General features: G+C 35.9%; 19 protein-coding genes. 6 read left to right on the forward strand and 13 right to left on the reverse strand.

All coding sequences use genetic code 11. From position 1 onward, the window contains the following. Nucleotides 1-21: 21 nt before the first annotated feature. Together Q1W72_RS07430 and trmB are read right to left on the reverse strand one after the other, a co-directional pair. A complete protein-coding gene (locus tag Q1W72_RS07430) occupies nt 22-657 on the reverse strand; it encodes a LysE family transporter (protein ID WP_099713732.1) in 636 nt (211 codons plus the stop codon). A 30-nt stretch (nt 658-687) separates the two neighbouring features. Further along, nucleotides 688-1,365, reverse strand: a complete 678-nt coding sequence (gene trmB / locus Q1W72_RS07435) for a tRNA (guanosine(46)-N7)-methyltransferase TrmB (RefSeq protein WP_099716209.1) — start codon at nt 1,363-1,365, stop codon at nt 688-690. A 306-nt stretch (nt 1,366-1,671) separates the two neighbouring features. Here trmB and Q1W72_RS07440 point away from each other — a divergent pair, with 306 nt between their 5' ends. Together Q1W72_RS07440 and Q1W72_RS07445 are read left to right on the forward strand one after the other, a co-directional pair. After that, the gene (locus tag Q1W72_RS07440) at nt 1,672-3,276 is read left to right on the forward strand and encodes a murein L,D-transpeptidase (RefSeq protein WP_302137782.1); all 1,605 of its coding nucleotides are present in this window, start codon (nt 1,672-1,674) and stop codon (nt 3,274-3,276) included. Nucleotides 3,277-3,537: 261 nt separating this feature from the next. Then, complete coding sequence (locus tag Q1W72_RS07445) at nt 3,538-5,583, forward strand: M13 family metallopeptidase (protein WP_302137783.1); 2,046 nt, start codon at nt 3,538-3,540, stop codon at nt 5,581-5,583. A gap of 92 nt (nt 5,584-5,675) precedes the next feature. On the opposite strand, the gene Q1W72_RS07450 is transcribed toward Q1W72_RS07445, so the two are convergent. Then, the gene (locus Q1W72_RS07450) at nt 5,676-6,188 is read right to left on the reverse strand and encodes a nuclear transport factor 2 family protein (protein WP_302137784.1); all 513 of its coding nucleotides are present in this window, start codon (nt 6,186-6,188) and stop codon (nt 5,676-5,678) included. 241 nt (nt 6,189-6,429) lie between these two features. Here Q1W72_RS07450 and Q1W72_RS07455 point away from each other — a divergent pair, with 241 nt between their 5' ends. Next, nucleotides 6,430-8,010, forward strand: coding sequence for a murein L,D-transpeptidase (locus tag Q1W72_RS07455; RefSeq protein WP_282717620.1), 1,581 nt, complete (start codon nt 6,430-6,432; stop codon nt 8,008-8,010). Between the two features lie 99 nt (nt 8,011-8,109). Here Q1W72_RS07455 and Q1W72_RS07460 read toward each other — a convergent pair whose 3' ends face one another. The 9 genes from Q1W72_RS07460 to Q1W72_RS07500 all read right to left on the reverse strand — a co-directional run bounded on the left by Q1W72_RS07460 (nt 8,110) and on the right by Q1W72_RS07500 (nt 19,578). After that, entirely contained in the window at nt 8,110-8,424 is a 315-nt protein-coding gene (locus Q1W72_RS07460) for an HPF/RaiA family ribosome-associated protein (RefSeq protein ID WP_099713737.1), read from the reverse strand. Between the two features lie 96 nt (nt 8,425-8,520). Continuing rightward, nucleotides 8,521-8,868 carry a hypothetical protein gene (locus Q1W72_RS07465; protein WP_302137786.1) on the reverse strand — a complete coding sequence of 116 codons (348 nt, stop codon included), beginning with the start codon at nt 8,866-8,868 and terminating at the stop codon, nt 8,521-8,523. 115 nt (nt 8,869-8,983) lie between these two features. Continuing rightward, on the reverse strand, nt 8,984-9,757 hold the full coding sequence (locus tag Q1W72_RS07470; protein ID WP_302137787.1) for an HNH endonuclease: 774 nt from the start codon (nt 9,755-9,757) through the stop codon (nt 8,984-8,986). Nucleotides 9,758-10,211: 454 nt separating this feature from the next. Further along, nucleotides 10,212-12,305, reverse strand: coding sequence for a prolyl oligopeptidase family protein (locus Q1W72_RS07475; protein ID WP_302137926.1), 2,094 nt, complete (start codon nt 12,303-12,305; stop codon nt 10,212-10,214). Nucleotides 12,306-12,551: 246 nt separating this feature from the next. After that, nucleotides 12,552-14,771 carry a TonB-dependent receptor gene (locus Q1W72_RS07480; protein ID WP_302137788.1) on the reverse strand — a complete coding sequence of 740 codons (2,220 nt, stop codon included), beginning with the start codon at nt 14,769-14,771 and terminating at the stop codon, nt 12,552-12,554. Nucleotides 14,772-14,937: 166 nt separating this feature from the next. After that, nucleotides 14,938-15,291 carry a hypothetical protein gene (locus tag Q1W72_RS07485; protein WP_302137789.1) on the reverse strand — a complete coding sequence of 118 codons (354 nt, stop codon included), beginning with the start codon at nt 15,289-15,291 and terminating at the stop codon, nt 14,938-14,940. 99 nt (nt 15,292-15,390) lie between these two features. Then, on the reverse strand, nt 15,391-16,380 hold the full coding sequence (locus tag Q1W72_RS07490) for an aspartate-semialdehyde dehydrogenase (RefSeq protein WP_302137790.1): 990 nt from the start codon (nt 16,378-16,380) through the stop codon (nt 15,391-15,393). Nucleotides 16,381-16,622: 242 nt separating this feature from the next. Beyond that, complete coding sequence (mscL, locus tag Q1W72_RS07495; RefSeq protein WP_302137791.1) at nt 16,623-17,042, reverse strand: large conductance mechanosensitive channel protein MscL; 420 nt, start codon at nt 17,040-17,042, stop codon at nt 16,623-16,625. 88 nt (nt 17,043-17,130) lie between these two features. Continuing rightward, the gene (locus Q1W72_RS07500; protein ID WP_302137792.1) at nt 17,131-19,578 is read right to left on the reverse strand and encodes a bifunctional UDP-N-acetylmuramoyl-tripeptide:D-alanyl-D-alanine ligase/alanine racemase; all 2,448 of its coding nucleotides are present in this window, start codon (nt 19,576-19,578) and stop codon (nt 17,131-17,133) included. Nucleotides 19,579-19,957: 379 nt separating this feature from the next. On the opposite strand from Q1W72_RS07500, the gene Q1W72_RS07505 reads away from it, so the two are divergent. Next, nucleotides 19,958-20,563, forward strand: coding sequence for a hypothetical protein (locus Q1W72_RS07505; protein ID WP_282743081.1), 606 nt, complete (start codon nt 19,958-19,960; stop codon nt 20,561-20,563). Here Q1W72_RS07505 and Q1W72_RS07510 read toward each other — a convergent pair. Then, nucleotides 20,558-21,259: a porin family protein gene (locus Q1W72_RS07510; protein ID WP_302137793.1), complete on the reverse strand. Its 702-nt coding sequence runs from the start codon at nt 21,257-21,259 to the stop codon at nt 20,558-20,560. The genes Q1W72_RS07505 and Q1W72_RS07510 overlap by 6 nt on opposite strands. Before the next feature lie 298 nt (nt 21,260-21,557). Here Q1W72_RS07510 and gnd point away from each other — a divergent pair, with 298 nt between their 5' ends. Then, nucleotides 21,558-22,457 (forward strand): phosphogluconate dehydrogenase (NAD(+)-dependent, decarboxylating), encoded by a 900-nt coding sequence (gene gnd / locus Q1W72_RS07515; protein WP_302137795.1) that lies wholly within the window; start codon nt 21,558-21,560, stop codon nt 22,455-22,457. 64 nt (nt 22,458-22,521) lie between these two features. Beyond that, nucleotides 22,522-23,841, forward strand: coding sequence for a gluconate:H+ symporter (locus tag Q1W72_RS07520; protein WP_302137796.1), 1,320 nt, complete (start codon nt 22,522-22,524; stop codon nt 23,839-23,841). The last annotated feature ends 6 nt before the right edge of the window (nt 23,842-23,847 follow it).

Here is a 23,847-nt window from a genome sequence, read left to right on the forward strand (position 1 = left end):
GTATTTTTATGCTGTTTAAAACTACCTCAAATAATATCGAATAATATTAATCAAGGTAATTAAAGCTATCAATCCTGTTATACTTCCTATGATGGTATTCATGTTTTTCATCATATAATTCGTTTTATCTTCTATTTTCTGGAAGAAAGTGATATATAAATAAAAAACTAGAAAAGAACCCAATACCACACCCGTTACAAAAATAAAAACATGTGAAATATCAAACACAAACAAATTATAAGAAGCTAAAGTGATACTTACAAAAACATAATATGGAATGGGGAAAAAATTAAGTGCAGAGAGTAGCATTCCAAGAAAAAAACGAGTAGAAGTGCTCTTCTTTTTGATTTTCCCTTTCTTTGCTTTTGGCTTTTTGGCAATCAACAAGAAATAAATGGTTAACACTGAAAAGATAACAAATCCCACTTCTCGCAGTAAAACAATCACATCCGGTCTGCCTTCAATGTACCTGGCAAATAATATGGCCAGTGTCGCTTGGAAAAAAATTACAATTACCGCTCCTAAAACAAACCAATACGCGCTTATCTTTCCTTCTCTCAGATTCACTTTGGCGGCTGTCATATTGATTAATCCAGGAGGTGTAATCCCTACAAAAGCAGTAACAAAACCCAAAAACAAGGAAGTAATTAAATTCATAGGCAAGATACGAGGATCAAAAAAGCAAAATTATTCTTTAATTTTAAATCGAATATACGTAATTGCTTTGTTAATTTCCAAATATTGTTTTTCATAAAAAGTTTGAAATGCAGTCACTTCTTCCGGACTTCCCTCATTTACATACACATTATGATTGGCATATAAAACTTCATGTCCTTCACCGTGCAATAACCCAAGAGTGTATCCGTGCATGAACTCGCTGTCGGTTTTTAAGTTTACGACACCTTCTTTTTTAAGGATTTTTTTATACAATTGCAAAAACTCCGAATTGGTCATTCTGTGTTTTGTGCGTTTGTATTTGATTTGTGGATCCGGAAAAGTAATCCAGATTTCGTCCACTTCATTTTCGGCAAAAATGTGGTTGATTAATTCAATTTGAGTTCTGATGAAAGCCACATTATGCAATCCGGTTTCAACAGCAGTTTTGGCACCACGCCAGAAACGTGCTCCTTTGATATCGATTCCTACGAAATTTTTATTTGGATATCTTTCGGCAAGACCTACTGAATATTCTCCTTTTCCACAGCCTAATTCCAGCACTAATGGATTATCATTTTTAAAGAATTCCGAATTCCATTTGCCTTTAAGCGGAAACAAATCTCCTACTACCTCTTCTCTCGTTGGTTGAAAAACGTTATTGAATGTTTCGTTTTCCTTGAACCTTTTTAATTTATTTTTGCTTCCCACTTTTTCAGAATATTTCGGCAAAATTAAGGAAATATATAAGACCGAATGGTTTGTCAGAGAAAAAATAAAGAAAATCATTCCGAAAACCTTCGCAATTATAAAATTATTTTTTCGGTTGCATCGTATTTATAAGAAAGTCTTCCATAAACACAATTGTTTTTTCATCATTTCCTCAATTTTCCTGAAACAAATAAAATCAGAAAATTAATATAATACGCTATAAATAAGCGATTTGAAAGCAAACACATTGTTAATTCACTTTACACCAAGAATATATTTCTTTACCTTTATATAAATAATTATGCCATGAGAAAATATGTTTTATCCATAGCAGTTATATTATTTGGCTTTTCGCTTGTCACTGTTTACCATAACAGAAATGAAAATCTGACGGCTAAGATGATTGCTTTTGCCTTGTATGTCTTTCAGGAATCTACTGATGACAAATCCATTGACAGCACTGCTGTTGTCCGTTTTTTCAAAAAATATCCCAATTTAAAAAAACACCAGTCGGACGTTAATGCTTTGTACAAAAAACGAAATTACACTTCTATTTGGTTTGATAAAAAAGGGCTCATTGAGTTTGCCAATTTGTTATACTCCAAAGTAAATCAACTGGAGGAAGAAGGTTTAAAATCCCAAATTGCATACAAAGAAAAAATTGATGCTGTTTTTAATGATACTAATTCAGATGATTTACCCCAAATTGAAACAGAACTCATGCTGTCTTCCATGTATGTTTTTTATGCTAAAAAAGTATACAAAGGAATTAATATTGAAAAAACAGATGAAATGGGATGGTTTTTACCCAGAAAGAATCTGTCCTATGAAAATCTTTTAGACTCTTTATTAGTTGATCCCAAATTATTAAGCAAGAATGAACAACAACTGTTTGGACAATATTACAAACTGCGCGAAGTATTAAAAAGATACCGTCAAATAGAGAAAAATGGGGAATGGAATCCCATAGCAATAGATTCATTGGAAAGAGTATTCAAACCAAAAGACAGCTCAAAAACCATTGGACAAATCAGACAGCGACTTGCCGTTATGGGTGATTTAAAACTGGACTCTAAAAGCAATGTGTACGATGCCGAATTAATGGCGGGCATCTTGAATTATAAAAAGCGAAATGGCTACAAAACAGATTATCTCATTGCATCCAAGCACATTCAACGCATGAATATCCCCATCGAGAAATACATTAAAACCATTATAGCAAATATGGAACGCTGCCGGTGGATTGACCCAAAGCTCACAATAGCAGACGAACACATCATTATAAACATCCCATCCTATAAACTCTTTTACAAAAAAGATGGCGTAAATATATTAGAATCAAAAATACTTGTAGGGAAAAACATGACTGAAACAGTTGTTCTCAGCAGCAACATAACCAAAATAGTATTTAGCCCTTATTGGAACATTCCTAAAAGCATCGTCGAAAATGAATTAAAGGATTTAATGACTTTGAACGAAGACTATATGACTGCCCATAATATCGAATGGAACAATGGGAATCCCAGACAAAAACCCGGCCCTAGAAACTCTTTGGGACTCGTTAAGTTTGTCTTTCCAAACTCGGATGATATTTATTTACACGATACACCGTCTAAAGATTTATTTCAATACGAATACCGAGCCTACAGTCACGGCTGCATTAACATTGAAAAAGCCAAAGAACTAGCGTTGTTGATTTTAAAAGACGATCCGGATTGGCCAATCGAACGCATCAATGAGGCCATGAAAGGCGAAAAAGAAACGCCTTACATCCTGAAAAAGAAAATTCCAATTCACATTGGTTATTTCACCGCTTGGGTAAACGATTTGGGAGAAATTAATTTTTACAACGACATTTATATAAGAGACGAACGTCTAGCGGAACTCCTTTTCTCCGATGATTCTAAATAAACTTATTGTTTGGACTGCCTCCTTTTATCATCCTATTTTACTTCCAATGAAATAGACATCACAATTCACTTTTACTTCTATAAAGTGCCAATGTAGTAGCGCTTTAACATTTATCTATTTCATCTAAAAAACGATACAAATCAGTAAAACCAATGGTTAAAGTCTCTTGATTGAAAATAATTTAGTTTTAAGTATTTAATAATCAATTTATTATAAAAACGTTTCTTTTTTTAATTACATTTATATTCTAAAATCCAACTTATGAAACTAAAACCATACCCAATTAAAACACAACTCGTGTTGGTATCTTCCATTTTGTTGCTAGGTGCTTTTAACACTTCTGAAAAATCAGATCTGCTCCTTTCCGGGATTAACAAGGAAAACATGGACACATCTACTAAACCAGGTGATAATTTTGATGCCTATGTCAACGGAACCTGGAAAAAAAACACTAAAATACCAGATGACAAAGCCTCTTATGGTGCTGGCTATATGGTTTATGAAAAATCACAAGAAGACGTAAAAGCCATTATCGAAGCTTCTTCCAAAGGTGATTTTGCAGCCGGTTCCGATGAACAAAAAATTGGGGACTTTTATGAAGCCTTCATGGATACTAAAACTAGGGATCAAAAAGGAATTACACCCTTACTTCCGGAATACAAAAAAATTGATGCAATAAACAACTATACTGATCTGGCTGCTTATTTTGGATATGCCAATAAATCCGGAAGCAACATTCCTTTTTCCGTTTCGGTAATGGAAGATTTAAAAGATCCAACTAAGTACATGCTTATTTCTTGGCAAGGTGGTTTAGGATTACCAGATAGAGAATATTACTCCCTTGAAGATGCCAAATCTAAAGAAATTCAAAAAAAATATGTAACCCATATCGAGAAGATGTTACAACTTGGTGGAATAGCCAATGCACCTGATTTATCTAAAAAAATCATGGCATTAGAAACTGTTTTGGCTGCCCAACACATGAAAAAAGAACAAACCCGTGACATTGTAAAACTGTACAACAAATATGCTATTAAAGATTTGAACCAACTTATGCCTGATTTTAATTGGGCCAGCATGTTACAGAACGCCGGAATCCTGAACCAACAAAACATCGTCGTTGCACAAGTTGATTACATCAAATCGCTCAACACAATCATAAAAACAACACCTTTAACCACTTGGAAAGCCTACCTGAAATGGAATGCCATTCATGGGTCGGCAACATCGTTGAACACCGCTTTAGACAATGAAAATTTTGACTTCTATGGCAAAACCCTTAACGGGATACAAGTAAAACAACCATTATGGAGAAGAGGTGTTGACAGAGTAAACAATAGCCTTGGTGAAATCGTTGGAAAGGTTTATGTAAAAAAACACTTCTCTCCTGAAGCCAAAGAACAAGTAACACTTTTGGTTAAAAACCTTCTTAAAGCTTACGGGGAAAGCATAAAAAATCTGGATTGGATGAGTCCGGAAACTAAAAAACAAGCCTTAGACAAACTCTCTAAATTCACTCCAAAAATTGGTTATCCTGACAAATGGAGAGATTATTCTACCTTGAAAGTCGTAAAAGGCGACTTGTACGGCAACCAACAAAAAGCCACCGCTTTTGAATACAACAGGCAAATTAATAAATTAGGAAAACCTGTTGACAGAACCGAATGGGGAATGACTCCACAAACCGTAAACGCTTACTACAATCCTCCACTTAATGAAATCGTATTTCCTGCAGCCATACTACAGCCACCGTTCTTTGATGTAAAAGTGGAAGGTGCTGCAAACTATGGCGGAATTGGCGCAGTAATTGGGCATGAAATTGGTCATGGTTTTGATGACCAAGGAAGTACCTTTGATGGTGACGGAGTGTTGCGTAATTGGTGGACACCTGAAGATTTAACGGCTTTCAAACAAAAAACAGGTGCATTAGTTGCGCAATACAATGCTTTTAAAGTATTTCCTGACCTTAATGTGAATGGGGAATTTACCCAAGGGGAAAACATAGGCGATTTAGGCGGATTATCCATTGCTATAAAAGCCTACAAAATGAGTCTGGAAGGAAAAGAATCGCCTGTTTTAGAAGGTTTCACCGGTGAACAACGTGTGTTATTAAGCTGGGGACAATGTTGGTTAGATAATACTCGTGACGAAGCTTTGCGAAATCAAATCGCTACTGATCCACATTCACCGGCAAAATTCAGAGTTAATGGTGTAGTGCGTAATATTCCTGAGTTTTATACCGCTTTCAACATACAACCTACCGATTCCTTGTATCTGGCTCCAGAGAAAAGAGTCAAAATCTGGTAATCATACGATGTATTCATAATAAAAAACCTCTGCTAAAAAGCAGAGGTTTTTTTATGCAAAAAAAGCAATCCTACCAAAAATGCTAAACGGATTTATTGTTTCGATTTTAATGTTTTTATCATGGCATCTTCGATAGAAGCTTTAACTTTTATGACTTCACTCGAGTTGTCATTTGGAATCGTCATAGACAAAACGTAGTGTTTTATTTTCCACTCCTTGCCTATTTTTACCAAAACACCCGAGCCACGGCAAATCTTCATTTGGGTATTCAACAATTCATCAAACCAAGCAGTTTTACCCGTTTTATCAAAATAAATGTGGCGTTCCAAAGCAGTAAAACTCCACGCTTTCCCTTTATCAAAATGTGGTTTTGCATACGCCTGAAAATCCTTTTTATTCCAATTCTCGGTCGCATCGGTACCAATGAAAATAGCATCCTCCGTCATCAAACTAAAATAAGCATTATAATTAGCTTCTGATGCGGCTTTATGCCAAGCATCAAGTGTGGAATTGATGTTTGCTTTTTCTTTAGTATTGTCTTGATCTGCAGAAATAAAGGAGGAAAACAGCAAAATACTTAAAGAGAACAACATTATTTTTTTCATAATTTTTGGATTTTCAGAAATTTATTGGATAAAAAAATTTGGTTTAAAAATAAAATAAAAAAATTAAACAGCTAATTTACAGCTATTTAAATCCCGTAAAAGATTAAATTTTACTCTAAAAGTAAAGATACTGTTTTAACCTTAAAAAACACAGCCCGTTCAGCACTGGTAGTACGATACGGGATTTGACGTATTTTTGTAATGCCTTAAAAGAATTCTTTTACCCGTTAAAATTCAACCTATGAGAAAGTTATGTTCCCCAATACTGATTATTGCTTTTACAATACTGTTGACTATTGTTTCCTGTAAAAAGAAAAATAATCCCGATTCCTCTAAGAATCAAACCAGTTTAAATACCGTTGAAATTGCTTTTGACAGCACACAGCTTACTACTTTTTTTGAAAAATATCCAAAACTGAAAAATTACCAAGCTGATGTAGAAAAATTATACCGCAAACATCAATTTCATTACATCTGGTTTGACAAAGACGGACTCAATGAATTTGCAGGTTTGCTATACAACAAAGTCAATAATTTGAGTCAGGAAGGAATTGAAACTGAGATTCCGTACAAGGAAAAGCTAGATGACATTTATGATAATCCGGAGGACAATCAAAAAGCAAGTATTGATACCGAGTTATTGAGCTCCGCACTGTACTTTTTTTACACGAAAAAAGTATACGATGGAATCAGCACTCAAAAATCAAAGGATTTAGGATGGTTTTTGCCTCGAAAAAGACAATCGTATGTCAATTATTTAGATTCATTGTTAATCAATCCTTCTTTAATCAACAAAGAAGAAAAAGGTGTATTGAAACAGTATTACCTGCTTAAAGATGTCTTGCAGGAATACCGCAAAATAGAAAAAAAGGGCGGATGGAAAGCCATCGCTATTGACACAACGGTCAAATCCTATAAACCCGGAGACAGTGCCGCAGCCATTGCACAAATCAGAACGCGCCTGTTTATCACGGATGATCTTTCCCGAGATTCCAAAAGCGCCGTATATGATGCTGAACTAGCCAAAGGAATTTTAAAATTCAAAAAGAGAAGTGGCAATCTCCTCAACAAAACGATTCTGCCGGAACATATCAAATACATGAATGTGTCCGTTGCAGAACGCATCAAAACCATCATGGTCAATATGGAACGTTGCCGATGGATTTCGAACGACATCACCAAATCCAAAGAATTAATTGTAGTCAATATTCCAGCCTATGAATTAACCTTTTTCAGAGATGGAAAACCCGAATTACGCTCCAAAGTTGTGGTGGGAAAAGCCATGCATAAAACCGTAATTTTTAGTGCGCCAATGAAATATATCGTGTTCAGACCGTATTGGAATGTGCCGACCAGTATTTTAAAGAAAGAGATTCTTCCTGCCATTGAGAAAAATCCAAATTACCTCGCCGAGCACAACATGGAATGGAAAGACAGCAATGTAAGACAAAGACCCGGACCTGAAAATTCATTGGGATTAGTGAAATTTTTATTCCCAAATTCGAATGCGATTTATTTGCATGATACGCCATCCAAAAGTTTATTTGGGAAAGAAGACCGCGCTTTTAGCCACGGATGCATTCGTGTAGCCAAGCCCAAAGAACTTGCCGCTATGATTATGAAAAATGATAAAAAATGGAATCCTGAAAAGATAGAAACCGCCATGAACAGCGGAGAGGAATATTGGTACACGCTTAAAAACAAAATCCCGGTCTATATAGGTTATTTTACCGCTTGGGTAGATGCGGATGGCGTAATTCATTTCTACGAAGATGTGTATAAAAGAGATGAAACATTAGCAACCTTACTGTTTGATAAATAAAAGACAACCTGTTTCTCCAGAGAATAACTAACAAAAAAATGACACTATCTTATTTAGACAGTGTCATTTTTTTATTGGTATTTCCCAAAAGGCAACTATTTAATACGCTTTCTGTTTTTCGAAAGCAGTGTCCAACACTTTTTTGATTTTGTCCAAGGCACCGTGAAAGGCTTTTTCGGTAGTATCGGCATGATTGGTAACCGCTACAGGCTGCATATTTACTGGACGGGCTTCGATAAGGCATCGTTTGTCGTTGATTCCGAATTTATCACTGTTTTCGTCTGCAAGATGCACTTCTAAACGGGTCACTTTATCTTCAAAACGAGCCAAAGCTGTTCCTAATTCCTCTGCAATATACGCTTTCAAACGTGCGTGTCCTTCTACATTGTTGTCTGTGTTGATCTGTACTGTCATGTTTTTATATATTTAATGTTCTCTTTCAAATTTACCGATTGCAGTATGAAAAACCGAACCAATTAATAAAACATTGTGAAAATAAACAGTATTTAATTATTGAAATTTCTCAGGATAAATAATATCGAAATAGTTTTCAAAAGCCTTGCAAAGTAATTCTTTATCAAGTTCAAATAACTCCTTTCTAACATTCCAATCTTTTATGAATTCTTCATCTTCTTCACAGATTTCTTCTCCATGAAGCTTTCTAGTTAAAATGTCGCTGAGTAAAACACGGTCGCAAGAATCGTAATTTGGATAAAAGGCTTCTATGAAAGACCAATAGTTGTGATTCCTTTTTTGAACTTTTTCTATAATATTTTTATCAAAAGTAGGCTTAGTGAAATGTACATTTTCTACTGCAAGAATACCTTTATATTGTGTTGTAAATTCAAAATCATCCAAAAGTGTTTCAAATGAAGAGGAAATTAAGTATTTTTTATTGCATCTTCAATCGAAAATCCTCTTTCGTTTCCTTTATGCTCTCCATTCTTGTAAATAGCAAATAATTTTAGTTCTTTCATTTTTCAAAAATAGTATCAAGATGATATTCTAGAAATTCTTTTCTTGGTAAATATTTTATTCCATCAACAATTCTTTGGTTTTCAATCGAAGCAAAATGACTTTGGTAAAAAGAAGTACCTTTTTTATTTTTTAAACCACTAGACAATATCACTTGATAGCTTGAGTTTACACCAATTAACCCTTTATCAAATGCTTTGTCGTAAAGAGCAGAAAGGCAAATTCCATTCTCGGGATTTAATCTTTCGTTTTCATTTTTTGACCAAGGGACAATATGACTTGCCAATAATAATTCAGGAATATCAATTCCTGTTATAGCACATTTAGTAGCGTAATTAGTTAAAACCATTTGTCTAAAAACAGACTGATTTACTCTAGTTTTCACTTCACGAATAACCGTTTCTCCTTTTAATCCTTTTAAGTCGAAAAGAATATCTTGGTATTTATTTTCTATGGAAGTATTTTCTTTTTGAGCTAAAATTTGTTCGCTGAGAAAAACCAGTTCTTCCTGATTGTGAAAGAATTCATCCCAGATTGGTTTAACTTGATTCATCCCTCCTTTTAAACCGCCTACTCCTCTTCCTTGATGATAGGGATCAACACTTGCAAAATTACCTAATCTCATCCCGATAGAACTTGGCGTCCTGCCTAATATATTTGCCAGAGCAATAACTTTTGGATTACCCTTATGAGTTTTCCCGAATTCAATTTTTAAATACAAATTAAAAGCAAGTATTAATTCTTCACGAGTCCAAAGGTTTTTTTGAGCCATATCGTTATTTATCTATTACACAAATATAAATGTTTTAAAGTGTAGCGGAACAAAACTATTTTAATATTGCTTTTCACACAACGGCTTATTAGTCACTTAAAATAAAAAATCCAAATTATAATTAATTATACAACTGACCCGCCTGCAATTGACCTCATTAATTTTTAGTTTTCAACTTGATTTATTAAAACAGAATTACCATAAAACAAAAAAAACGCTACTCTTTCGAATAGCGTTTTTTGAACTTCTTATCAATTTATGATGTGATTGCCACGTTCCTCGCAATGACAATCGTCTGAGGAATCGAATGCCCTAGCCCTGATAGCCCCGAAGTATCGGGAGGCATCCTTTTCCTTCCGCCTCTTTCGGCGGATATAAAGATTGTAACGGATAGCAGGAAAAAGCTCCTGAAATATCCCGAAGCGTCGGGACAGGATGAATCCTGTTAGTCCAACTATGGCAATAACACGACTCCCATGTTGAATAAGGTAAAGGCCTGAATATCGACATTTTCCTGAATGGTTGCCGCTACGGATTTTCCGGCGCCGTGTCCTGCATTGATATCAATACGGATTAGGGTTGGGTTTGTTCCAGTTTGTTTTTCCTGTAATTCGGCAGCAAACTTGAAACTGTGCGCCGGCACTACTCTATCATCGTGATCGCCCGTAGTGACCATCGTTGCCGGATATTGAATTCCTTTTTTTATGTTGTGTACGGGAGAATACCCTTTGATGTAGTTGAACATTTCCTTGCTGTCCTGCGCCGTTCCGTAATCGTACGCCCAACCTGCTCCTGCGGTAAAGGTATGGTAGCGCAACATGTCCATCACGCCCACCGCCGGCAAAGCGACTTTCATCAACTCCGGACGTTGCGTCATGGTAGCACCTACTAGCAATCCTCCGTTTGACCCTCCACGAATGGCCAAGTATTGTGAAGACGTATATTTTTGAGCAATCAGATATTCTGCCGCTGCGATGAAATCATCAAATACATTTTGTTTTTGCATTTTGGTTCCCGCATCGTGCCATTTCTTTCCGTATTCGCCACCACCACGTAAATTTGGTACAGCATAAACACCTCCGTTTTCCATCCAAACGGCATTGGCAATACTGAAACTTGGTGTCAAACTCACATTAAATCCTCCGTAACCATACAGCATGGTTGGATTTGTCCCATCAAGTTTCAATCCTTTTTTGTAGGTGATAATCATTGGGATTTTGGTTCCGTCTTTAGAAGTATAAAACACTTGTTTGGACTCGTATTGCTCGCTGTCGAAATCTACTTTTGGTTTTTGATACACCGCCGAAGTTCCGGTTTGTGGTTCGAATGAAAAGGTAGAACCCGGAGTAATATAATTCGTAAACGAATAATACAATGTTTTCTCTTTTTTCTTTCCGCTAAAACCACCGGCAGTTCCTACGCCCGGCAATTTAATTTCACATACCAATTTCCCAGAATAATCATATTGTTTCACTACTGAAACGGCATCTTTCATATAATTAGCAAAGAAATACCCACCACCTGTTGATGGAGACAAAACATTTTCCGTCTCTGCAATGAAATCTTTCCAGTTTTCCGGTTTTGGATTATTAACATCAACGGTAACGATGCGTTTGTTGGGCGCATTCAAATCAGTTTCTATGAATAATTTTCCGCCTTCGTTTTCAATGATGTTGTTGTCGCTCTTGAAATTATCTACAATAGTCACAATAGGACTGTTCGGTTTTGTCAAATCTTTGATGTACAATTCGTTTCCGTACGTAGAATTGGATGCTGTGATAACCAAATAATGATCATCCTCAGTCACGCCACCGCCTACATAACGACGTTTTTGGTCGGCACCAAAAATTACTTTATCGTCTTTTTGTGCGGTTCCCAATTTGTGAAAATACAGTTTATGTTGGTCGGTTTTTGCCGATAATTCGCTTCCTTTTGGTTTGTCATAACTGGAATAGTAGAATCCTTCGTTTCCTTTCCAAGACACGCCACTGAATTTTACATCGACAATAGTGTCTTCAATTACTTTTTGGGTAATAGCATCCATGATGATGACTTTTCTCCAGTCGCTTCCTCCTTCTGAAATGGCATACGCCACTTTGGAACCGTCTTTAGAAAAATCCAATCCGCCAAGCGAAGTGGTTCCGTCTTTAGAAAATGTGTTGGGGTCTAGGAACACTGTTTCAGTTCCTTTGGCGTCTTTTCTGTACAACACCGATTGGTTTTGCAAACCGTTATTTTTATAGTAATACGTGAAATTTCCTTCTTTGAAAGGCGCGCCTATTTTCTCATAATTCCACAATTTTTCCATTCTTGCTTTTAACGCATCACGAAACGGAATTTGCGCCAAATACCCGTATGTCACTTCGTTTTGGGCTTTTACCCAAGCACCTGTTTCAGCCGATTTGTCGTCTTCGAGCCAGCGGTACGGATCCGAAAGCTTGGTATCAAAATACACGTCAACAGTTTCCCCTTTACTTGTAGTAGGATAGGTTACAGATTTTGGTTTTTGGTTTTGTCCAAAAGTCGCCATTGCAGAAGATACAGCCATTATTAAAAAAGTTTTTTTCATTAGATTCTGTTTTAGGTTGTTACAAAAATAGGGAAATAGTTAGTGTTGTAAACGAGGAAAAGTCTTAAAAAAAACTAAAATACGCTACTCTTACGAATAGGATTTGGTTTAAATCATAATATCACCGATACTTATATGTTGAAAAATATAAACCATATAAGTCATGTAAGTAAAAAACGCTACTCTTTCGAATAGCGTTTTTGTTTTTTTGCTCAAGCAAATGAATTACAAATTAAAATTCACACCCAAAACGATGTTTCTTCCAATGTTTGGAATACCATCTGTTTTTAGACGGGAAAGATGCGCAATGTATCTTTTATCAAATAAATTATTCCCGTTGATATTGACATCAAAAGCTGTTTTACCCAGTTTTACAGTTCCACCAAAACCTAAATTTACTAAGTTATACCCATTCGATTCTGTTTCAAATCCACTTACATTTTTTTGATTGAAGGTACTGGAAACATTCAAAGTTGCAAAACCATCTTCCAACCAGTTTTTGATTTTGAATTCGGTTCTAATGGTGTTGTTCCAATTGTTAGCCGGGATTAACGGCAAGTAGTCTCCGTTTTGTTTCTCGCCGGTCACGGTTTCAAAACTTGTTTCAAAATGCAACCAATCCAATGGATGCGGATGAAAATGCAATCCAACTTCACCTCCATATAATTTGGCATTATTCTGAATATAATCAAAAACAGCATTTTCGTCAATCACTGCTCCTGTTGGCGAAGTGTAGATATAATTATTGATGTGATTGTAAAATCCGTTCACAAAAAACTCAAAATGATCCGTTTTGTATTCTAAATTTAAATCCGTTTGCACGTTTTGCTCGGTTTCTAAATCGCTGTTTCCTACTTCATAGCGATTCGTTCCTTCATGCACTCCATTTGAAGTTAACTCAGCAAGGTTTGGTGCTCTAAATCCAGAAGCAACATTCAAACGCAAGGTCAAATCATCAGTCAGATTGGTTTTATAACCCAACGACGCATTAAAACTGTCGTATGATTTATCGATGGCTTCAAAAGAACCTTCTTCGCCTGCAATTCCTTGCGCATCCGTAGTAATATTTCTATTATCGAAACGCAATCCGGCTTGCAACACATTGGAATTCCACTCATAATTAGCCGTTCCAAAAACACCAAAATCATTTGTAACCGCATCCGGAATTAAATATTCTTCTCCTGAATTTGTGTTGGTTTGGTGCATTCCCTGAACTCCAAGAATGGTTTCTATTTTTCCCATTTTTGGTAAATGGTATTTTGCATTGTAATTGAATGTCTTCAGTTTCATGTGTAAAACCGCCACATTGCTGTCTTCAAACTCACTTCGATCATTGGCAACATAACCTAAATCAACATCCAATTTTGATTTTTCGAAAAAGAAAACAGAATTCAAACTCAATAAATGATTGAAAACACCTTGTTTTGGAAATCCGGTTTTCTTGCTCGTCGATTGGTCTGCTCCAAACGCTTCGGGACCATCTTCCGGAATTCCTAAATCCAATTCATTGTAATTGTAACGCAATACACTTGAGAACTTGGCATTGCTGTAACCAATTCCTGTTTTGAAATCGGTTTCATTGTAACGAGTATTTGTCACTCGGTTACCATCGGCAATTTTATAATCAGAATGCGTGTTGTAACTTCCACGAGCCATGAATTTCCAGTTGTCTGTAGATGTTTTCAAACCTAAAGAAGAACTGCTTCCGGCGGTATTCGAGAAATATTTTTGACTGAAGTTCGCTTTAAAAGTATTCGCATCAGCAAATTTTTCGGGGTTAAAATACAAAACACCACCCAAAGCATCGGAACCGTACAATAAAGAAGCTGGCCCTTTGATCACCTCAACGCTTTCTATTCCTGAATCGTTCAATCCCAAACCGTGTTCGTCACCAAACTGTTGATTTTCTATTCGAACGCCTTGCGAATACACCAAAACACGATTGCCGCTCAACCCGCGAATTACCGGTTTCCCGATAGAAGTTCCAGTAGAAACCTGAGAAACTCCGGGAATAGTAGCCAATCCTTCGATTAAAGTGGCCGTTCCTTTTCGTTGCAAATTTTTGATGCTTTCATGCTCCACTTTCATCACGTTTTGCGATTGAATTTTATTGAAAGCCGTAGAGACGATTACTTCGTCCATTTCGAAAATTGCTTCTTCGAGAATAATATCAAGTGTGTTTTCTTTTTGAAGACTGTTTATGGTTTTATTTTGGGTTGCAAATCCTACGAACGTAAAGCTGATTTTTAAGTTTCTATTTGGCAGATTTGAAAAAGTATATTTTCCGTTTTCATCTGTTGTGGTTCCTTTATGCAATTCTGATGCATAGACTGAAACGCCTTTTATGGGTTGGTTTTTTAAATCGGTTACCGTTCCCGAAAGGGTATTTTGCGCTTGAAGCATCGCCGAAAGTCCCAAAAATAGGGCTATGATATATTTTTTCATTGAAAATGATTGTAGTATCCCTGTTGTCGGCTTTCTCCGAAGAGAGTTTACCGAGACTGGAATTATTTAGTAAATAAAATGCTTCCAACAAAATCAAATTATTGAAGTTGCGTGGAAAATAAATTCAACAGAAGCTGAAATGAATTTAGCAGAAGCTGAAATAAATTCAGCTTAGATTATTTACTGGAGGACCTCGGAGGGAATACAAACTGCCGGAAAACGAAATAACCGTTTCCGCTGCAGTAAAAAAATAAGGGATTTCTTCACTACTGGAGTACAATTGATAGGAGAAATCTTTTGGAGTAATATAACTTCCAAAAGCAAATTCACAAACGTAACAATGGTCTAATTTGTGATGTTGGTGCGTAATCTCTGTACCGGTAACATTGTATTTATGGTGGCACTGCTTTTGCGAAAGCTGTTTTTCTAAATGCTCATACGTATGCCATGACTGGAACAGCATTGAAAACAATACTGTAACAACCAGAGAAAGACTTAGTATGAGCTTATTCTTTTTCATTCGAGTCAAAGGTAAGAAAAACAGGAAAAAAGAAAACCATTTGTCTCACAAAATATATTTTTGCGAAACAAATGGTTTCATTTTAAAGTGAAAATTGATTTACACCAATTTGGCTGCAATCAAATATTCAGCAATTTGTATCGTGTTTGTAGCCGCTCCTTTTCTCAAGTTATCCGCAACAATCCACATATTCAATGTATTTTCCTGGCTTTCGTCACGACGAATTCTACCTACAAAAACCTCATCTTTTCCTTGTGCATACATTGGCATTGGATACGTATAAGTATCATTATTGTCCTGAACCACTACGCCATCGGTATGATGCAAAATATTTCGTACTTCATTTACGTCAAAATCATTCGAGAATTCTACGTTTACCGCTTCACTGTGTCCGCCTACAATTGGCACACGAACTGCAGTTGCTGTAACAGCAATCGTGTTGTCGCTTAAGATTTTTTTGGTTTCACGAACCAGTTTCATCTCTTCTTTAGTGTATCCATTTTCTTCAAAAGAATCACATTGTGGAATCGCATTTCTGTGAATTGGATATTTATACGCCATTTCACCTTGAACACCTGCGTATTCATTTTCCAATTGTTTTACTGCTTTTACACCAGTTCCAGTGATAGATTGGTAGGTAGAAACAATCACACGTTTGATGTTGTATTTTCTGTGCAATGGAGCCAAAACCAAAACCATTTGAATGGTAGAACAGTTAGGATTTGCGATGATTTTATCTGCTGCAGTCAATTCTCCTGCATTGATTTCCGGTACAATTAATTTTTTGGTTGGGTCCATTCTCCAAGCAGATGAATTATCGATAACGGTTGTTCCTGCTGCCGCAAATTTTGGAGCCCACTCCAATGACGTATCGCCACCCGCAGAGAACAAAGCAATATCTGCTTTCATATCTACTGCCGTTTGCATGCCCACAACTTTATATTTTGTACCCTTGTATTCAATTTCTTTACCCACTGATCGCTCAGAAGCAACCGGAATTAATTCTGTTACAGGGAAATTTCTTTCTGCCAAAACTTTCAACATTACTTCGCCAACCATTCCGGTAGCGCCTACAACTGCTATTCTCATCTTATATTTTTATTATTACTTCGTCCGTTCGCCTTTCAGGCTCGGGTGAATATTAAATTTGAAGTACAAAAGTAAGTAATATTGAAATCAAAACAAGGGTGTTAACAAAAAATAACAAAATGTTACAAATACAACAGTTCATTGTTTTCTATTTTAAACAAAAAGAAAAACCGCCTCTATTACGAAGCGGTTTAGTCCTGAAATTAATTCAGGATAAATTAGAATATATAATGTAGCGGAAATTATTTTTTCAATAAATCTCTAATCTGAGTCAATAATTCTTCTTGTGTTGGTCCAGCCGGAGCAGCTACAACAACAACTTCTTCTTTCTTTCTAGCTTTTTCAGCAGCTCTTAAAACAACGAAAATAAAGAACGCAATAATCACGAAATTAATAATCGCCTGAACCAAGTTCCCGTATGTAATCACAGCGGCACCGGCAGTTTTAGCAGCAGCTAAATCTGCATAACTGTTTCCGTCCAGGGTTACGAATTTCTGGGTAAAATCAATTCCACCAGTCAATAAACCTACAATTGGCATAATAACATCATCAACGGCAGATCCAACAATTTTACCAAATGCACCACCAATAACAACAGCAGTTGCCAAACTTAAAACGTCTCCCTTCATTAAAGAAGCCTTAAAATCACTAAAGAATCCCATAATTTATTTTTTTAGGTTAAAAATATACTTGAATAACGAATGTAATAAAAAAATTAACATAATTAACAGTCTTTTACCCAATATTTAATTACTCTCTATAAAAAACTCGTTTTACTCGTTGGGAAATACTGGTAAGGATCTCATAGGGTATTGTGTTTAATTTTTGTGCCATATACGTTACCGTTGGGCTTTCGCCAAAAATAATTACTTGATCTCCTTCTGCGCATTCAATTTCAGTAACGTCAACCATCAGCATATCCATACAGATACTGCCAACAATGGTTGCTTTTGACTTTTTGATTGTTACAAAACCTAAACCATTTCCCCAACTTCTGGAAATACCATCGGCATACCCAATAGGAATTGTGGCAATTTTTGTAGGTTTCTCGGCAATGAATCTCCTGCCATAACCAACGCTTTCGCCGGCAGCAATACTTCTGATTTGTGAAATCACCGATTTGAGTGTTCCCACATTTTCAAGCTGTTTTTGTTCTTCAGCATCATTCGAAACTCCATAAAGACCAATTCCCAAACGCGTCATATCGTATTGAGAACCCGGATAATTACTGATTCCGGAAGTATTTAAAATATGTCGCAATGGTTTTATTTGTAATTCTGCCATCAATTTTGAAGATAATCTTTCGAATAAATCAATTTGTGAATATGCAAAATCCTTGAATTCCAAATCATCGCTTGTGGCCATGTGTGACAAAATACTTTTTACTTTAACGGTTTGATTTCCTTTTAAAGTCGCAATCAAATCATCAATCGTATTATTCTCAAAACCCAAACGATGCATTCCCGTGTCGAGTTTGATATGTATCGGAAAATGGTTTAAATTCTTTTGTTCGGCAATTTTAAGGAACGCATGAAGTCCTTTTAAACTATAAATTTCAGGTTCCAATTGGTGTTGAATAATCGCAGAAAAACTGGTCGTTTCAGGATTTAAAACCATAATAGGCAAATGAATTCCTGCGCTTTTCAGCGAAATTCCCTCATCGGCGAAAGCCACACCCAGATAATCCACTTTGTGATGTTCCAGTAATTTAGCAATTTCAAAACCGCCATTTCCATATCCAAAAGCCTTCACCATCACCATAATCTTGACATTAGGCTTCAATTTTGATTTAAAGAAATTCAGGTTATGACTAATCGCATTCAGATTGATTTCCAGAACAGTTTCATGAGTTTTCTCTTCTAGCAAAGAGACAATTTCCTCAAATTGAAACGTTCTCGCTCCTTTGATTAGAATAGTTTCATTGGCAAAATTCAAATCATCAAATTTTGATATAAACTCGGCTGTATTTTTATACGTTATGCAATTGGCAAACTTTTTTTCGAATGCCGAAATGGTTTCTCCAATCCCGATAACGCGGTCAATTTTATTAGAAACAATCAACTGGGAAACTTTAGCATACAATTCGTCATTAGACAAACCACTTTGAAAAATATCCGAAAGAATCACCGTTTTCTTCTTGTATTGCTTTTGACTTTCGAGAAAATCCAATGCTATTTTCAACGACTGAAAATCGGAACTGTAACTGTCATCGATAATACTGCAGTTGTTGATTCCGTTCTTGACTTTCAAACGCATTTCTACCGGGTACAACAATTCCATTCTATTTTGAATGGTTTTTTCATCGTATTTAAAATACAATAAAACCATCAAACAGGAAATTGCATTTTCAACAGATGCTTTATCCTGAAAAGGAATTATCAATTCGAATGAATCTCCTTTATATCGGTATTGAATGGTGGTGCTGTCGTTTTTTATCGCTGCATTGTAGACAAAAACATCCGCTTCTTGTGAATCAAAACTCCAAGTAAACACATTTTTTTTTGAAAAAATAATGGCATCAACCATTTCGTTTTTTTGGTAAATAACCACTTCTGAATCTTCAAAAAGGGTAATTTTCTCTCTTATTTTATTCTCTAAACTTATAAAACCTTCATCATGTGCAGAACCAATATTGGTAAGAATCCCAATCGTAGGCTTGATTATTTTCTGCAGTTTTTCCATTTCAGAATGGGTAGAAATTCCGGCTTCAAAAATCCCAAGATTGTGTTGCTCATTGATTGCAATTATTGACAACGGAACACCAATTTGTGAGTTGTAACTCTTTGGACTTCGAATAATGTTATAATCCGGACTCAATAAAAAATTAAGCCATTCCTTAACTATCGTTTTGCCGTTACTTCCGGTCAATCCGATAATAGGGAAATCAAAAAGACTGCGATAGTTTGCCGCAAATTGTTGCAAAGCGGTTAGTGTATTTTCGACAACAAAGAAATTAGCTTTGCCTTCACATTCTTCAGGAATATGGGTAACCACAAAATTCTGAACGCCAGTTGCAATTAAATCCTTGATGTACTGATGGGCGTCATTATTGGCTCCGACCAATGCAAAAAACAAAGTCTGCGGTCCGTTTTGCAAAGAACGACTGTCTATAGCAATAGCATCTATGGCCAAATTAGCGTTGTTACCAATGAATGTAGCAGGAATATTTTGAATACTTTTTAGGATTTTCTGGCTCATGGAATTAGAAAGAGATTGGAGTAGATTTCTGGTATAGAAATTATTCTTTTAATAGTTCGCTATTATAAAACTTCCTCAAAAATAACACTTCTTTTCAAAACGATGACTTAGACACACTATAATTATACCCAATTCCGTTTATTTAAGAAAAATGGCTTATTTGCTTTTTTGTGGAAAATTTAAAATTTTTTTTCAAACCATTAAGAAATTAAGTTTCATTAAGAGGTAGCGCTTAATGAAACTTAATTTCTTAATGGTTTAACTATAAAATAGAACATATTTCACAAAACATCCGGCAGAACAAAAAAGAAACAATAGCATTAGCTTTACTAATTTTGACAGATTACTTATATTTGTTTTTAGAAAAAAATCAGACGTTTTGAAAAAAATCCTCCCATTGTTTTCCTATGTTTTCCATCCGATATTCATACCGGCAATGGCTACGTTGTTTTACCTTTATTTTAGCGGTGCTGATTTTGTAAGTCAAGAAAAACTATTTGTTTTGTTTCAAGTTCTGGTGGTAACGGTAATTCTGCCTTCTTTGGTATTTTTATTATTACGCACGGCAGGAAACATAGATTCCATAATGCTTGCCGAAGTATCGCAACGCAAAATCCCATTAATACTTCACTGCTTTTTGCTTATTTTATTGGTAAAAAAAAGCATAACAATAGACCGATATCCTGAGTTGCATTTTTTTCTTTTGGGCGCACTTTTGAGCACTATATTGGCGCTTATTCTTTTGTTTGCCAATATAAAAGCGAGCCTTCACATGATAGCAATCAGTTCCTTGACGGTTTTTATAATTGGATTGAGTTTACACCTTCAAATTCAAAACACATTTACAATTGCTGTTCTGATTCTCCTTAATGGTTTTGTGGCTTCCTCCCGATTAGAAATGAAAGCACACACCAATAAAGAATTGGTTATAGGTTTTATGTTCGGAGCAGTTCCTCAGTTGCTTTTGTTAGTGCTGTGGTTATAAAATGTAGAATATAATTCCAATATTCAGTGATTTCATATCAACCGATTCGTCATTGACTTTAGCCGATTTAAAGAGTGAATTCAAACCGTAATAGGCGTATAAATTAATTGTATTGTAACCTGATGAAATATAAGCGCCATACTGAAATTTATTGAAATCTTGATTTCCCGTCACTACCACTTTCCCATCAGCACTATTGAAAATAGACCTGTCATAAAGTAAATAACTCAGCTTAAATCCTCCGTAAATTCTCCAAAATTTATGACTTTCATAAGTAGAAGTTCTCCATCTGAACTCCAGAGGAACATCAACAGAAAGCAGAGAAAATTTGTTTTTATCGTAAGCGATATCCGAATCGATAATAGTATATACCGGCGTTCCTGCAGGTGAAGAAATGGCTAGATTCTGATTGTAATTATTATATGAAAAACCAATACCGGAAGCTATAGCAACCGTTCGTTTTTTATTAATGGGCATATCTCTCAAAAAACCTGCCGACAGCCCCGAAGAAAACTTACTTTGCGTCACCCCGGACGGCTTATTCATCAGGGTATTATACGTTATTGCAAAATAAAACTGATCCTCTCTATACAAGGAATCAACCTTTATCTCCGGAGCATTTTCAGTTGTTGCATTTTCTTGTGAAAAAACATTCAAAACCGATAAAAGAAGAAAACAACTAAGAAAAATTCGCATATTGTTTTGGATTTAAATTGCTCAATGGTTGTTTAAAACACATTTCAGGTTTTAATTCTCATTATAACGTTACAAATATACCATTTTGATAGTTTTCTTATAGATTATGACAATAAATAAACTTTCATAAAAATGAACCGATACAAAACCTCAAAAAAATAATTAACATATTGAATCCAACAAGTTTAATATTTTTCGAATAAATTGCTTGTTAAAAAATTAAAACCAATATTTTTACTTTAAAAATTTTAACGATTACTCAAAAACGTCTTCAAATCAGACTTAAAACAATACAACCATGCAAATTGGAATTATAGGATTAGGAAAAATGGGCTTCAACCTTGCCCTTAATTTACAGCGAAATGGTTACGACGTAGTAGCCCAAGATGTCAATACTGACTTCGTAGAGAAAATCGGTCAGGAAGGAATTACAACGGCACATTCTGTTAAAGAATTGTGTCAAAAATTAAACAATCGAAAAGTGATTTGGTTAATGGTTCCTGCAGGAGAAATTGTAGATGGAGTAATCACTTCATTGCTTCCTTTTTTAGAAAAAAACGACATTATCATTGACGGCGGAAACTCTAACTATAAAGATTCCAAACGCCGTTATTCCCAACTCAAGGAACTTGGTGTTGACTTTTTAGACTGTGGAACTTCAGGCGGAACATCGGGAGCGTTGAATGGTGCTTGTACAATGATAGGCGGAGAACCAGCCGTATTTGAATATGTAGCACACGTTTTCAAGGATATTTCTGTCGAAAACGGACATCTTTATACTGGTGCAGCAGGAAGCGGACATTTCACGAAAATGGTTCATAACGGAATCGAATACGGAATGATGCAATCTATTGCTGAAGGTTTCGAAGTTTTTGAGCATTCTGAATTTGACATTGATTTCGAAAAAACAGCCAAACTGTTCAATCATGGTTCTGTGGTGCGCAGTTGGTTAATGGAACTCACTGAAAATGCTTTTTCAAAAGATCCAAAATTAGACAGTATTAAAGGAATCATGCATTCTTCCGGCGAAGGAAAATGGACACTGGAAACCGCTTTAGACTTAGGTGTTCCTACTCCGGTTATTGCTTTATCGATAATGATGCGCTACCGTTCCCAGATGCAAGATACGTTCTCCGGAAAAGTGGTAGCGGCACTTCGCAATGAATTTGGCGGCCATGCAGTCGAAAAAAACGAATAACCTGATTACTCAAATACCCGCAAACCAATTCGAAGCTAATTTTTAATTTTTCAAATTCAAGTACATGTCAATATTGATCTTAATTGCAAGTATCCTTTTATTACTTGTCTTGATTTCCGCAGTAAAACTCAATGCGTTCATCTCCTTAATTATCGCTTCTTTCTTTGTGGGAATTGCCAAAGGCATGCTGTTTCCTACTATCCTAAATTCCCTCCAACAAGGAATTGGCAGCACTTTAGGTTCTTTGATTTTGATTATTGCTCTTGGAGTTATATTGGGAAATATCCTTTCAGATAGTGGCGCAGCACAACGAATAAGCTCGGTGATGATTCGGTCTGTTGGAGTGAAACACATCAAATGGGCAATGTTAGTTACGGGTTTTGCCGTAGGAATTTCTATGTTTTACAATGCCGGTTTTGTGATTTTGATTCCAATGGTTTTCGCTGTCGCAAAAAGTACGAAGCAGCCTATAATCTATCTTGGAATTGCCATGGCATCTGCACTTTCGGTAACTCACGGTTTTTTGCCACCTCATCCGGGACCTACAGCCATTGCTGTAATTTTCAAGGCTGACATTGGCAAAACGCTGCTGTTCGGATTGATAATTGCCATTCCTACTTTATTGATTGCGGGAATTGTTTTTCCAGAATTTATTAAGAAGATTGTCGCTAATCCACCCAAAGGATTATTCGAAAGTAAAACATTCGCTGAAAACGAAATGCCTTCTTTCATGATCAGTTTTATAACGGCTCTGATTCCTGTTATCTTAATGGCTATGGCAACAATAAGCGAGTTGACCTTGCCTGAAATATCTTCTATACGTCAGATTCTTGGATTTATTGGAAGTCCAACCACTTCTATGCTTCTTGCGGTATTGTTTGCAATTGTTTTTTTAGGCATCAATCGCGGTCGAAAGATGCAGGACATTATGGATAAATCTAGTTCGGCACTGAGTTCCGCCACGATGATTATTATGATTATTGCGGCCGGAGGCGCTTTCAAACAAGTATTGATTGACAGTGGCATTGGTACTGATTTAGCCGTTTTTTTCGAAACTTCTACACTTTCTCCGTTAGTATTGGGCTGGCTTGTGGCTACGATTATCAGGATAGCTTTGGGTTCAGCAACTGTAGCAGGATTAACTGCGGCAGGGATTGTACAACCTTTAGTGGTTAGTTCAGGAATAAGTCCAGAATTGATGGTTTTATCAATTGGAGCCGGAAGTTTAATGTGCTCTCACGTAAATGATACGGGATTCTGGATGTTTAAAGAGTATTTCGGAATAAGTATTTCGGATACCTTTAAAACATGGACCGTTATGGAAACCATCATTGGAGTGATGGGATTGATTGGCGTACTATTGCTTAATTTACTAGTCGCATAATCTAAA

The organism is Flavobacterium sp. ZE23DGlu08 (genome assembly GCF_030505335.1).
GTDB classification, from domain to species: domain Bacteria; phylum Bacteroidota; class Bacteroidia; order Flavobacteriales; family Flavobacteriaceae; genus Flavobacterium; species Flavobacterium algoritolerans.